This is a genomic window from uncultured Allobosea sp., assembly GCF_945957345.1.
In the GTDB taxonomy this organism is placed as follows: domain Bacteria; phylum Pseudomonadota; class Alphaproteobacteria; order Rhizobiales; family Beijerinckiaceae; genus Allobosea.
The window spans coordinates 126,387-138,968 of the sequence record NZ_CAMFKW010000002.1; the positions used below are offsets into that span (position 1 = coordinate 126,387).

Sequence of the window (12,582 nt, forward strand, 5' to 3'; positions counted from 1 at the left end):
CGAGGGGCATGCGTCCCGGCAACCTCAGCCGCCCGTGACGCTCATGTGCCGGCCGACGGCCGGGCCGTTATGGCGGCGGTCGATGATGAAATCGTGCCCCTTCGGCTTGCGGGCGATCGCCTCGTCCATGGCGCGGAAGAGCAGCGCATCGTCCTGCGAGGCCCGAACCGGCGCGCGCAGATCGGCGGCATCCTCCCGGCCGAGGCACATATAGAGCGTGCCGGTGCAGGTCAGGCGCACGCGGTTGCAGCTCTCGCAGAAATTATGGGTCAGCGGCGTGATGAAGCCGATGAGTCCGCCGGTTTCCTTGACCCGGACATAGCGCGCCGGCCCTCCGGTGCGATAGGGATCGTCGACGAGCGTGTACTTGTCCATCAGGCGCCCGCGCACCACCGAGAGCGGCAGGTACTGGTCGACGCGGCCGGCTTCGATCTCGCCCATCGGCATGACCTCGATCAGGGTCAGGTCCATGCCGAGCCCATGCGACCAGAGCATCAGATGCTCGATCTCGTCGTCATTGACGCCCTTCAGCGCCACCGCGTTGATCTTGACCCGCATGCCGGCCTTGCGCGCGGCCTCGATGCCGTCGAGCACGACCTTGAGGTCGCCGCGGCGGGTGATCTCGCGGAACTTGTCGGGGTCGAGCGTGTCGATCGAGACATTGATGCGGCGCACACCATAGCCGGCCAGCTCGGCGGCATAGCGATGCAGCAACGAGCCGTTGGTGGTCAGCGTCAATTCGTCGAGCGCGCCCGAGGTGAGATGGCGCGAGAGCGAGCGGAACAGGCTCATGATGTCGCGGCGCACCAGCGGCTCGCCGCCGGTCAGGCGCAGTTTGCGCGTACCGCGCGCGACGAAGGCGCTGGCGATCCGGTCGAGCTCTTCCAGCGTCAGCAGTTCCTTGCGCGGCAGAAACTTCATGTCCTCGGACATGCAATAGACACAGCGAAAATCGCAGCGATCCGTCACCGAGATGCGCAGATAGGAAATCTTGCGGCCGAACGGGTCGACCAAAGGCGCCCGCGTCAGCGGCTTCATGTCGTCGAGCAGCACGTCTGCCTCACGTTCCCGCATTGTGGAGCGGCCGGTCCGCGCAGGATGCGGGCGCGCCTTCACATTGCTATAGCATGACATTGGCACTGCGCCCGTGAAGGTCAAGCGCCTGTTCATGGCAGCCTGCGAAGGACGAATACCGCCCATGTCAGTCTGGCCGACCGAACTGCGCCTCTCCAAGGACCGCCGGACCCTGCATGTCGCCTTCGACGATGGCGCGAGCTTCGCGTTGCCGGCCGAGCTTTTGCGCGTCGAAAGCCCCTCGGCCGAGGTCCAGGGTCACCATCCCAGCCAGAAGACCATCGTTCCCGGCAAGGCCGAAGTCGAGATCCTCAGGGTCGAGCCCGTCGGCCACTACGCCGTCAGGCTCGGCTTCGACGACATGCATGAGACCGGCATCTACGCCTGGGATTACCTGCGCGAGCTCGGCGAGCGGGGCGAGGAGAAGATGCGCGCCTATGTCGCGGCGCTGGCCGAGAAGGGCCTGTCGCGCGAACGGAAGCGCTGAGGCCCAAACGAAAAAGGCCGGCATTTCCGCCGGCCTTCTCATCGGAATACGTTGATGGCTCAGCGCGCGACGACGACGCGGGTGCCGACCTTGGCGCGGTCGTAGAGGTCGATCACGTCCTCGTTGAGCATGCGGATGCAGCCCGAGGAGACCGCCTGGCCGATCGTCTCCGGCTCGTTCGAGCCGTGGATGCGGTAGAGGGTCGAGCCGAGATACATGGCGCGCGCGCCGAGCGGGTTGTCCGGGCCGCCGGCCATGTGGCGGGGCAGGTCGGGGCGACGCTTCAGCATCTGCGCAGGCGGGGTCCAGCCCGGCCACTCCGCTTTGCGGGTGATGCTCTGGCTGCCGGCCCAGTCGAAGCCGGGGCGGCCGACGCCGACGCCGTAGCGCATCGCCTTGCCGTCGGGCATCACGTAGTAGAGGCGGCGCTCGGTCGAGTTGATCACGATCGTGCCCGGCTTGTGCTTCGTCGGATAGTCGACGATTTCGCGCGGAACGGCGGTGGCCTGCGCCTTGGCGGGGTCCACATATTGGACCAGCGGCTGGCGGGTCAGCGGGTCGATTTCGGCTCGGGCGGCGGAGCCCAGAGCGAGCAGGCCTAGGCCGGCGAGCAAGGCCAGACGGGTGGAGCGGATCATCGGAAGAACCTCGGGCGGATCGGGACGGCTGGGTCGCGAAAATGACGCAGAAAAGTCAACGTCTCCTCAACGTCCTGTCAGCTTCCCCAGGGTCGTGCAATGCAGCGGCAATCACATCGCCGGGAGCAATCGAGCTTTGCCGTGCCGCGTTGCGCGCATGCAACATTGGCCGCGGACCGTCAGCTCCGCAGCACGACGCAGGCGCCGCGATCGGCCTGGATACGCCGGCATAAGGCGACGGCCTCGGCACGGGTCGCCGCCGGCAATCTCACCCGGTAGAAGGCGCGCGTCCCGCGGCTGCGCAGGCGCGTCCCGATCACCATCGGCGGCAGGGGTCCGATGATTGCGCGATGGCGGGCGCTGGCTCGCTGGAACGCGGCAAGGGCGCGTGCCTTCGAGAAGTTGCCGGCGAGCTGCACGCCCCAGGGAGCGAAGGGCGCCTCCGCGATCGCGGGCAGGGCAGGGCGGGATTGCCGGATGGCGACGAGCGTGTGCGCGCAGCCCGCCTGCGCATCGCTGTCGCGGGTCGCGGGCGGCATCGGTGGCGAGCGCCCGTCGCCGTTGGCACGGTCGATCGTCTCGTCGGCCCAGTCATCGGCGGTCCGGCCGGTAATGGCGAAGACGTAGTTCTCGGTCTCGCTCGGAAGGAAGCGCATCTGCCCGGCCTTGCGTGCGACGAGCCAACCCGCGACGCGGTTCGGCCCGCCATTATAGGCGGCAGCTGCGAGGCCCCAATTGCCGAACCGGTCATGCAGCTCCGCCAGGAAATGCGCCGCCTTGGGCACGGCTTGTTCGGGGTCGAAGGGGTCGATCAGCCCGCGCTCGCGCGCCGTGCCGGGCATGAACTGGGCGACGCCCTGCGCCCCGGCCGGGCTGGTGACGCCCGTACGAAAGCTCGATTCCTGGAAGATCAGTCGGGTCAGGAAGGCGGCGGGTATGGATTGTGCCCTGGCCGAGTCGTCGATCAGGCGGCAGAGCGCGTCCTGGATGCCCGATGATGCCGGCAACGGCTCTTCGGCTGCTTGTGCCGGGGCAGTCAGCAGCGCCAGGGTGAGCAGCGGCGACGCAAGCCCTTGCAGCAGCAGGCGGATGAGAGCGCGGAGACGGCCGGGTATCATCGGCCTTCTCTGCCATGTTCGCTGGCTTGCGACCATGCGGCGCGCCTTTCGCGTTGTGACGAGGCGGCGGCCTGTGCGATGAGGACGCCGCGTGCCGCCGGCTGATCGGCCGCCCGCTTCTCGGTTCGGTGCAGCTTCGGAGTGAAGGCCGGAATGGCGAAGGCCTGGATCCAGTGGTCGCGATGGTTCCTCGGCGCGTTGGCGGTAGGCGCCGGCCTGCTCTTCGCCTTCATCGCGGTGCTCGACCCCTTCGGCATGCGCGTCCATGCAGGGCAGGCACCGCGGCCGATCATGGATATCAACCAACGCTTCATGTACCCGCAGCTCGTCCGTTCCGGGCGCTTCGATGCGGCGGTGATCGGCACCTCGACGATGCGGCTGCTCGACCCGCAGGTCCTGTCGGGTGGCCTCGACGCCCGCTTCGTCAATCTCGCGATGAATGCGGCGACGCCCTGGGAGCAGATGCAGATGACGCAGCTCTTCCGGGAGCATGTGCAGGCGCCCAAACGGCTGATCTGGGGCATCGACACGACCTGGTGCGAGGCTGACGCCACTGACGAGGGGAAGCGCCTGACACCCCGGCCGGTGCCGGCGTGGCTTTCGCGCGAGGTCGGCTGGAGAGACTGGCCGAAGCTGCTCAACCTGACCAATCTGGAGATCGCCGGCCGGCTCATGGCCTATCGGCTCGGCTGGTCGCGCGAGCGCATCCGCGGCGACGGCTACGAGGTCTTCACGCCGCCGGAAGCGACCTATGACCTCGCCCGGGCGCGCGGCCATATCTATGCCGGCAATGGCGGCGTGATCGCCGACCTCACCCCCCTGTCGCCGACGGCCGCCGTGACACCGGCCGAGAGCGCCGGCTGGCGCTTCCCGGCACTGTCATGGCTGGAAGAGAGCATCGCCGCCTTCCCAAAGACGACGCAGGTGATGCTGGTGCTGCCGCCAGCCCATCTGATGGCCTATCCGCGCGAGGGCTCGGCTGCCTGGCAGCGCTACGCCCGCTGCAAGGCTGAGGTCGCCACGCTGGCTCGCCGCCACGGCGCGACGGTCATCGACTACGCCCATGCCTCGCCGATCACGTCTCAGGACGCCAATTACTGGGATCCGCTGCATTTCCGTCTGGCGATCGCGGCGCGCTTCGGCGCGGAACTCGCCCGCATCGGCAAGGGAGAGCCGCCGCAGGCGGATGGCGCGGCGGTCGTGCTGCGCTGACGGCTCGGCCGGCGAGCGGCAGCAACGCAGCATGTGTTGGTGGGCCTTTTGCGTTCAGCAGATGCGGTCGGTATTGGAGCATGATAGGCGGTGCGCCGAAAACTCTGCCGCGCTGCCTGACGAGATGCCCGCAGCACAGGACCGAAGTCGATCATGCCGAAGCTTTGCAAGTTCACCTCGCCTGCCGACGGAAAGCCGGTTTACGTCAACCCGGAGCAGGTGGCGGTCGTCTATCAATTCAAGGGTGAGCCGCCGGACACGATCATCGCCTTCCGGAAGGATTTTCTCCTCGGCGTGAAGGAGAGTGTCGACGAGGTCGTGGCGACCTTGGAACGGGCATCGTCGGCCAAGGCCGGATGAGGGAGCTGGAACGGGCGGGGAACAGCTTCCCCCAGATTACCCCCAGCAGGCCGCGCGTGTTCGCGCGCTGTTCTGCGCGTTGATGCGTGTGAGGGGTGGGGAAAGTCCGGAAAAATGGTGGGCGATACAGGGATCGAACCTGTGACCCCTCCCGTGTGAACGAAGTTCCTGCCTCTCAAGCAGTTGAAAAGACGGTCAGTTCCTCTCCTGTCCTCGCCGAACACAAGGCGATCAAGAGGAGAACGAAGTGAGTTTCGCGATTGAAGTGCTGTTGACGAATCGACGGCGGCCGAGCTGCGAGTGACATACGCCTAACGATTGCCGGAGCCCGCCTTGAATACCGTATTCCTGCTTATGGCCCAGTACGACGGTCGCGTGATCGTGCCACTGGATCGGGTCTGCCAAGACTTCTTCTGCCACCTATCGCTCGATAAATTCCTGCGGAAGGTTGGCGCCGGCGAGATCGAGTTACCAATCACCAGGATCGAGCACAGTCAAAAGAGCGCTCGCGGCGTTCACCTGCAGGATCTGGCAGCATATATCGACAAGCGCCGCGCTGCGGCTGTTCGAGAAATGAAGGCGCTCACCGGCGTCTAGCGTTCGCCGAAGGGCAGCCAGTTGGAGAATTTATGGTTCGAGCTGTCATTGTTGACGACCTGCCGCTCTCGGCGGTCGCTCGCGCCCTTGGTTACGATAGCTCGGATGCATTTCGCGAGCGGTTGCCGGAATACCTTAAACGGGGATTTCCGGCTCCGGATTTTATGACGGGTCGAGTTGATCCCGAAGCCTTCGAGCGCTGGCGCCGGCTCCGATCGCCGCACTTATTTCCCGAGTTAGCCTGCGCGCCTGGAGGCGCGCGCGATGCTGCGGCCCTGGCCTTCGAGCGGAAGGCGCGACGGTTGCGGGAAGCACAGGGCGCTGACGTGAGAAAATAGCAGTCGTTACTTTCGATCGCGTCCGGCGGCCTTCGAGACCTTGTCAGTGAGCTTTTCCAAGCGACCGAGCAGCTCATTGAGGTCGTAGGTCTCAGCAGGGAACGAAATCTTCTCTTCTTTGTAGACGACGTGGTCATCGCCCGGCACCCAAGGCTCTAGGCTTTCCAGCAAGCGCGCGACAATTTCGGCGTTCATGCTGCGCTTGTTGTGGTCGGCTTGCAATTTCAGCTGCTGGCGCACGCCGTCTGGCAAGCGGACAATGACTTTATCAAGATCGCGACTGGGGGTCTCTTGCGGCATCCGCAATTCGTATGGCCTTAGGCCAGAAAAGAAAATGCTGGCCTAGTGCCATATGTGCTTGACATGGTATGGCACTAGGCCATTATGGCACTAGGCCATAAGGAAGCTACTTATGTCGAGCACAGCTACAAGTCGTCAGTCCGACAAGTTCATGGTCAGACTACCGGAAGGCATGCGCGAGCGCCTGGCCGCCGCGGCCCGCGCCAATCGTCGCTCCATGAATGCCGAGTTGATCGTCCATCTCGAGACGGCGCTCGCGGCATCCAATTCTCAGCCGGCCAAGCCCGCCATCGCCAGCAACTGACCCACTCAAAGATTCGGAGCCCTCCAATGCCTCGCGCATGCGCTGCGGCAGCCGCTGCCGGCTTGCCTAAAACCGAAGATTTCCACCTGAAACTCGGCCGCGCGATCGCTCGCGTGAATGACGACTGGACCGAAGGCGACTTCGAAGTCGAGGCGATGAAGCGCAGCGGATCGCCTGGTGTGGGCATCCTCGAAGGATATCTCGATCATACGTTCGATCGCGAAGATGGGCTCATCACTGCGCTCGCAACGCTTCCCGCGACCTCCCTCGCGGGAGCTGCTGTTCAGCTCGCGGCTGCGGCTCGCGTTTTCGACTGGGTCACAAGGGAGGAGAAGCCGGAGCCGGAGCATGAGCGAGCGCTCCGCCGCCTTCTTTCGTCTGCGCTGACTGTGATGGTCGACGCCGCTGGGCTCGACGCTTCAAAGGACGGCATCAATGCGATGGCCAGTCCCCTCTCAGATCCTTGGCGAAATCCGTACGAGCGGATCGACGAAGCCGCAAAGCTGAATTCGGCTCGGCCTGCAATGCCGCTTAACTCCCTGAAATAGAACGGGAACAGCCGATTTGATCGTGAGAGGATCCCATGGTAAAAACGACCATGAGATCAACACACGGTAGGGAGCTATGACCAGAACGTTCACGCCATCCGAGGTTCAGGAGTTGGGTGCCCCGGCGCCTGATAACCTGCGCGACCAGCGCCGTCGCGGCCTGCTGGAGGGGGTTGGTCACATTCTGCTGCCGAGCGGTAAGAAGACATCCCGGATCGAAGATGCACTTTTGGCGGGCGTCGCTCGCCCGGCTTGGCTCTACTCTCTCGGTGATGTCGTGATCCTCGCTATCGCGAAGAGCCTCGGGACCGTGACCAGCGACCTGTTCGCGCAGATCCATCTGGCAAAGCAGATCGCCCCGCATGTTGTAGAGTTCGCCAATAAGGGAACGCCCCTACCGAGCCTTGTCGACAATCGCTTCGCGGTGGCCTGGCGGGAAGATGAGGACGATCTGTCCTTCAAATGCATCCGGACCAATAACCTCAACGACATTCCGAATTTCGGCGTAGCGCGCGCGATCGTCGTCGACATGAAGCGGGAAGCCGAACTCCTGCCAGCAAAACTCATCGAGCACCTGGCCAAGATTGGCGGTGCCGCGTGATGGTGCCGACGAACATCCAATCATCCATCGCGACACTACGCGAGCACCTCGACCTCGAGGTGGCGGAATTCGATGAGCATGGCCGCTACGCCCTCGATTTTGAGGCCATGTCTGCAGTGGTCGATGCGGTCGACGAGATCGAGGAGTTCCTCAACGGAGACGGAAACAAGGAGGGCAAAGTTCAGTGAGCGTCATTTCGTTCCCTCGCCAGCATCTCGGTGCGCGCCAGCCATCGGCGTTCGTGATCGACGTGCCCCGCTTCACCGTCACGGCTGTTCCGACGGCGCTGTCTGGTGTCGACGATGAGACGCGGGCGGCTGTCCTAGCCGAGATGGCGCGTTCCGACGAACTGATCGCAGAGGCGCTGAAGTGCCTCGGCCGGATCGACGAACTGCTCGGCCCCTTCGTCGCGGAGATGCCCGCATGAACGTTGCTCTCCTCACCCGCGCCCCCGATGAAATGAGGACGCGCCTGAAGGCGCCGGACCCACGCGCGATCGCGGCCCCGTCGAGCTACGACGCCGCCGCCCGCACCGTTGAGGCCGTCGTCGCCACGGATACGCCGATCAAGCGGTTCGGCGTTGGAGAAATCCTCGTCATGTCGGCCGATGCCGCCGATCTCAGCCGGGCTGCCGGCGGCCGTATGGCTTTCCTGCTCAACCACGATCCCGACCGCCCGATCGGAACCGTGGCCAAGGTCAACCTCAAGAACGGGCAACTCGTCGCGCTGCTTCGCTTCGCCGACACGGATGAAGGCCGCAAGGCTGAGGGCCAGGTCGCGCGCGGCGAGCTGTCGCAATTTTCGATCGGTTTCCGGGTCAACTCCTGGAACCAGCGCCATTCAAACTCCGCCACCGACACGATCCGGGCCGTCGATTGGGAGCTCTACGAGATCTCGCTCGTGGCGATCCCCGCCGACAAGGCCGCAGTTGTCCGATCCCTGAAAGGAACCCGCATGCCCCCCGAAGACGACGAAACTCTCACCCTCGAAAGCCAGCCGGAGAGCAATACGGCTGCGTCGGCGACCGCCCGGCGAGCGGAGCGCGCTGAGCGGTCCCGCGTCAGCACCCTTGCTGACCTTGGCCGCCGCGCGGGTCTGGAACAGATCCAGATCGACGAGGCTGTCGAGAACGGCACCACCGTCGACGCCTTCCGGATTGTCGTGAACGAAGCTCTGGTCGCCCGCCAGTCTCCTTCGTTCAGCGCGGTTCGCGTCGAGCGTGACGAGGGCGAGTCGCGCGTCCGCGACATGGCGCTCGAAATCCGTCGCGCGCTTGCGGGCGGAGAAGCGCCCCTCGCGCCCTCCGCTGCCCGCTATCGCGGGCTGCCGATCGTCGAAATGGCTGCCGAGGTCCTCGGTCACCGCGGTCGCATCCCGCACGACGTTGCCGGTCGCGAGGAGATCCTCCGCCGCGCTTTCCACGCGACAAGCGATTTTCCGCTGATGTTCGAGACGGCCACCGGTGGTCATATGGCGGCCCGCTACGCTTCGGCGCTTCCAACTTATCGTCAGCTTTGCCGGCGCCGCGACGTGTCCGATTTCCGACCGGCGCCCTACTACCGCCCGGGGGATTTCCCCGCGCTGCAGCCGGTGAACCCCGAGGGTGGCGAAATCAAGTACGGCACCTTCTCGGAAAGCCGCGAGTACATGGCAGTTTCTGCTTACGGCATCGGTATCAGCCTCTCTCGCGCGATGCTGGTAAACGATCAGCTGGGCGCGATTGCTGATGTGCTGAACCACTCCGTGGGTAACGTGGTCGCTTTCGAAGACCGTCTATTCTGGACGCTCGTTCTTTCGAGCGCCGGGGCGGGACCGCAGCTGCAGGCGACGGGGCGTGGCGTATTCAACACCACCGACGGCAGCCTTGCAGGGACCGCTGCAGCAGTCGCTAGCAGCAGTGTCTCGCTGGGCCGCGCCGCGATGCGCAAGCGCAAGTCACTGGATGGCCTCTTTGTTCAGTCCGAGCCGAAGTTCATTGTCGGTGGGCCGGACAAGGAGACCGAAATCGACCAACTCCTGGCTTCGATCACGCCGGAATCTGCAGCCAGTGCCAACCCGTTCGCGGGCGCGTTCGAGAAGATCATCTCGCCGGAGATCCCGGGCAACGCCTGGTACCTATTCGCGGACCCGCAGAAGGTACCCACCTTCATCTATAGCCTGCTCGACGGTTACACGGCGCCGCGGCTGACCTTCGAAACACCGTTCAGTGCGCAGGGTCTGCGGGCGAAGGTCGAGCACGATGTCGGCTTCTCCGCGGTTGATTTCCGCGGGGCGTATCGGAACGCCGGCGCCTAGTCGCCGGAATGGCGGGCGCCGGGAGACCGCCCGTCGCTAACCACCCTCGCTGCTTTGGCCGTCACTCCCGGTTGAAGCAGCGAGGGACGGTCCTCCAAAACACCATGAGCTAAGATGGCCGACGCCTCGCCCACCCTTACCGCAGATATGGTCGACGAAGCGTTCGCCAAGAGCGCCCTGTCGGCTGACGAGCTGCGCGCGCTGATCGCCGGCGCGGAAGCCACATCCGCGAGCGGTCCCGATCTGCCAGGCTTGGACGAAGAGAGTGAGGCGGGGTCGGCCGCTCCAGCAGCCCAGGAATGGGGCTTCGACATCGAAGAGATGAACCGGCAGTTCGCCCTCGTCCTGATGGGCTCGAAGGCCGTCGTCGTCCGCGAGATGACCCAGGCGAAAACGGAAGATCGGGTCCGCATTCTCGCGATCGATGCCTTCCGCGCCTATTTCGGAAACAAATTCACCCAAGTAACCGGCGCCGACGGAAAGATCAGGACGATCACCTGGGCCGATCGGTGGCTCCGCGCCAGCGCCCGCCGGCAATACGACGGCATCGAGTTCCATCCGGATCGCAATAATGCTGGTGGAACGCCTGGCTATCTGAACCTGTGGCGCGGTTTCTCCGTCGAGCCGAAGCGCGGCGCCGGCGAATACAAAATTTTCCGCGACCACCTCCTGACCAATGTCTGCTCGGGCAACCAGGATCTGTTCACCTGGATTTTCGGATGGTTTGCGCACCTGGTGCAGCGGCCACGCGAGCGGATCGGGACGGCGCTCGTGTTTCGCGGGCGAATGGGCACCGGCAAGACCAAGGTCGGCGAGGTCATCGGTCGGCTGATCGCTGACCACTATTTCCTTGTCGATGACCCGCGTTACATCACCGGACAGTTCAACGCGCATATGGCGGCCTGCCTGCTCATGCAGGCTGAAGAAGCCGTGTGGGCGGGCGATAAGGCTGCTGAAGGCCGGCTCAAAAGCCTCGTGACATCCGGAACCCAGATGATCGAGGCGAAAGGCGTCGATCCGGTCCGTGTCGACAATTACCTCCGGCTGATCATGACCTCTAATGAGGATTGGGTTGTGCCGGCCGGCAAGGAGGAGAGGCGCTTCGCCGTCTTCACCATCTCGGACCATGCCAGGGACAACCACGGCTATTTTGCCGAGATGCAGGAGGAGCTCGAGGCTGGCGGATACGAGGCGCTTCTGGCCGACCTGCTCGACTTCGATCTTTCGAGTGTGAACCTAAGGCTGATCCCAAAGACCGAGGCGCTCCTCGAACAGAAGATCCGGTCGCTGAAACACGTCGAGCGCTGGTGGCTGGACTGCCTGCATCGCGGGTCGATGGTGCGCAGCGGTAGCGATTGGCAGGCCGAGATCGCCAAGTCCCATCTGTTTGCGGAATATCTTGCGGATGGCGATCGTGCCGGCATCCGGCATCGATCGGGAGAGACTGAGCTTGGGATCGCGCTGCGAAAACTGATCCCGGGATTGCGGGAAGCGCGGAAACTCATGAGGGCCGATGGAGGCGATTTCCAGCGCTTCCGCGCTTGGATCGTCCCGGGGCTCGAAGACTGCCGTGCTGCTTTCGAAGAGCTGGTTGGCCAGCCGATCACATGGCCCGACGATGAGAGCGCGGGGGAGGGGGCGAGCGATGGCGCGTGACCTCTTGGCGTCCAACCTCTGCGCATCGCGTCCAACCTTGGAAGGACGCATAATCCAAGGTTGGACGCTGCAAGCCTTTGGAAACAAAGGCCGCGTCCAACCTGTCCAACCTGTCCAACCTTTTTCGCCCCCACGCGCGCGTGTAATGCCGTGCGGCCGGGGCTCCTCCTATTTCTCCTATACCTCTGATTTAGGTTGGACAGGTTGGACAGGTTGGACGCAGCCAATCAAATCAATCACTTGGCGCGTCCAACCTCTATTCCAGCACCTCGCAGAGGTTGGACAGGTTGGACGCGACGGGTTGGCGGGTCCTTCCTGGACCACCCTATGCGGCGACGTGTCGGCGGCGCGCGATTTCGCTAGCGGGGTCGGCCCAATCCTGACCGAACACCCCGAACACGCCCCGGAGCGCCCGAACACGCTCTGGCAGTGTCTCCGGTTGTCAACGCTGGCAACCCTGTCAACCCGTTCGGGAAACCTGCCTCACTGGGAAAACCCCGCGCCGCTTACCCGTCGCAGCGCCGGGGCGGCCCGGAAGGACCCGCGCCGTTCAGGCGCGCGCCTGCGCTCGCCCTCCACCCTGCCGGTCGATTACTCCGGCGTCATCCAGCAAAGGACTTATCGATGATGGAACAATCCCGCGCGCCGCGAAGCGAAGACCAGCCCGATGGCTGTGTCCGCGTCTTCTTCTCCGCCCCGATCGTCGGGATCGGTGGTGAGGCGCGGCCTTATGTGACTATCCGGCCGCCGAGCGTCCGCGAGATCTGGGAGGTCGGCGATCCACGGTCCCTCATCTTCGGTGAGGCCGGTCTGGCCACGCCATACACCGACCGCGAGAAGCTGCAGCAGTGGATTGGCAGGCTCATGGTTGATCACGATGCCGATGTCATCGGCCGCGAGCGCGATCCAGCGCTCGGGATGCTGATCGAAGAGGTCGTCCTCGGTTTTTTTACGAGCGCGCGGAAGCGGTTGATGCCCGCATCCGCGCCCTCGTCGCAGGCGGCGTAGCCCCCTCGGAGATCGAACGCATGGACCTTCCCCGTCTGGCCCGCTG

Annotated in this window: 16 protein-coding genes; 12 read left to right on the plus strand and 4 right to left on the minus strand. The window is 64.5% G+C overall.

Annotated features, from left to right (window positions below):
* Window positions 1-24: 24 nt before the first annotated feature.
* Window positions 25-1,038, minus strand: a complete 1,014-nt coding sequence (moaA, locus tag Q0Q36_RS01550) for a GTP 3',8-cyclase MoaA (RefSeq protein ID WP_293795112.1) — start codon at window positions 1,036-1,038, stop codon at window positions 25-27.
* 160 nt (window positions 1,039-1,198) lie between these two features.
* On the opposite strand from moaA, the gene Q0Q36_RS01555 reads away from it, so the two are divergent.
* A complete protein-coding gene (locus Q0Q36_RS01555) occupies window positions 1,199-1,561 on the plus strand; it encodes a DUF971 domain-containing protein (protein ID WP_293795045.1) in 363 nt (120 codons plus the stop codon).
* Between the two features lie 59 nt (window positions 1,562-1,620).
* Here Q0Q36_RS01555 and Q0Q36_RS01560 read toward each other — a convergent pair whose 3' ends face one another.
* Together Q0Q36_RS01560 and Q0Q36_RS01565 are read right to left on the minus strand one after the other, a co-directional pair.
* Complete coding sequence (locus Q0Q36_RS01560) at window positions 1,621-2,199, minus strand: L,D-transpeptidase (RefSeq protein WP_265058592.1); 579 nt, start codon at window positions 2,197-2,199, stop codon at window positions 1,621-1,623.
* Between the two features lie 179 nt (window positions 2,200-2,378).
* Window positions 2,379-3,317 (minus strand): lytic transglycosylase domain-containing protein, encoded by a 939-nt coding sequence (locus Q0Q36_RS01565; protein ID WP_293795046.1) that lies wholly within the window; start codon window positions 3,315-3,317, stop codon window positions 2,379-2,381.
* A gap of 153 nt (window positions 3,318-3,470) precedes the next feature.
* Between Q0Q36_RS01565 and Q0Q36_RS01570 the strand changes: the two genes are divergently transcribed.
* The 3 genes from Q0Q36_RS01570 (at window position 3,471) to Q0Q36_RS01580 (ending at window position 5,486) form a co-directional block, all read left to right on the plus strand.
* Window positions 3,471-4,529 (plus strand): hypothetical protein, encoded by a 1,059-nt coding sequence (locus Q0Q36_RS01570; protein WP_293795048.1) that lies wholly within the window; start codon window positions 3,471-3,473, stop codon window positions 4,527-4,529.
* A gap of 153 nt (window positions 4,530-4,682) precedes the next feature.
* Window positions 4,683-4,889, plus strand: a complete 207-nt coding sequence (locus Q0Q36_RS01575) for a hypothetical protein (protein ID WP_265058595.1) — start codon at window positions 4,683-4,685, stop codon at window positions 4,887-4,889.
* Window positions 4,890-5,222: 333 nt separating this feature from the next.
* The gene (locus Q0Q36_RS01580) at window positions 5,223-5,486 is read left to right on the plus strand and encodes a pyocin activator PrtN family protein (RefSeq protein ID WP_293795049.1); all 264 of its coding nucleotides are present in this window, start codon (window positions 5,223-5,225) and stop codon (window positions 5,484-5,486) included.
* A 344-nt stretch (window positions 5,487-5,830) separates the two neighbouring features.
* On the opposite strand, the gene Q0Q36_RS01585 is transcribed toward Q0Q36_RS01580, so the two are convergent.
* Window positions 5,831-6,124: an Arc family DNA-binding protein gene (locus Q0Q36_RS01585; RefSeq protein WP_293795050.1), complete on the minus strand. Its 294-nt coding sequence runs from the start codon at window positions 6,122-6,124 to the stop codon at window positions 5,831-5,833.
* Between the two features lie 112 nt (window positions 6,125-6,236).
* Between Q0Q36_RS01585 and Q0Q36_RS01590 the strand changes: the two genes are divergently transcribed.
* From Q0Q36_RS01590 to Q0Q36_RS01625, 8 genes are all read left to right on the plus strand, one after another.
* Window positions 6,237-6,428 carry an Arc family DNA-binding protein gene (locus tag Q0Q36_RS01590; protein WP_293795051.1) on the plus strand — a complete coding sequence of 64 codons (192 nt, stop codon included), beginning with the start codon at window positions 6,237-6,239 and terminating at the stop codon, window positions 6,426-6,428.
* A gap of 26 nt (window positions 6,429-6,454) precedes the next feature.
* Complete coding sequence (locus tag Q0Q36_RS01595; protein WP_293795052.1) at window positions 6,455-6,976, plus strand: hypothetical protein; 522 nt, start codon at window positions 6,455-6,457, stop codon at window positions 6,974-6,976.
* Window positions 6,977-7,052: 76 nt separating this feature from the next.
* A complete protein-coding gene (locus Q0Q36_RS01600) occupies window positions 7,053-7,577 on the plus strand; it encodes a hypothetical protein (protein WP_293795053.1) in 525 nt (174 codons plus the stop codon).
* The gene (locus tag Q0Q36_RS01605; RefSeq protein ID WP_293795054.1) at window positions 7,577-7,765 is read left to right on the plus strand and encodes a hypothetical protein; all 189 of its coding nucleotides are present in this window, start codon (window positions 7,577-7,579) and stop codon (window positions 7,763-7,765) included. Before Q0Q36_RS01600 ends, Q0Q36_RS01605 begins: the two co-directional genes overlap by 1 nt.
* A complete protein-coding gene (locus Q0Q36_RS01610) occupies window positions 7,762-8,004 on the plus strand; it encodes a hypothetical protein (protein WP_293795055.1) in 243 nt (80 codons plus the stop codon). The genes Q0Q36_RS01605 and Q0Q36_RS01610 overlap by 4 nt, the downstream gene beginning before the upstream one ends.
* The gene (locus tag Q0Q36_RS01615) at window positions 8,001-9,872 is read left to right on the plus strand and encodes an HK97 family phage prohead protease (protein ID WP_293795056.1); all 1,872 of its coding nucleotides are present in this window, start codon (window positions 8,001-8,003) and stop codon (window positions 9,870-9,872) included. Before Q0Q36_RS01610 ends, Q0Q36_RS01615 begins: the two co-directional genes overlap by 4 nt.
* A gap of 114 nt (window positions 9,873-9,986) precedes the next feature.
* Window positions 9,987-11,528 (plus strand): primase-helicase family protein, encoded by a 1,542-nt coding sequence (locus Q0Q36_RS01620; protein ID WP_293795057.1) that lies wholly within the window; start codon window positions 9,987-9,989, stop codon window positions 11,526-11,528.
* A gap of 624 nt (window positions 11,529-12,152) precedes the next feature.
* Window positions 12,153-12,536, plus strand: coding sequence for a hypothetical protein (locus tag Q0Q36_RS01625; RefSeq protein WP_293795058.1), 384 nt, complete (start codon window positions 12,153-12,155; stop codon window positions 12,534-12,536).
* Window positions 12,537-12,582: the final 46 nt, after the last annotated feature.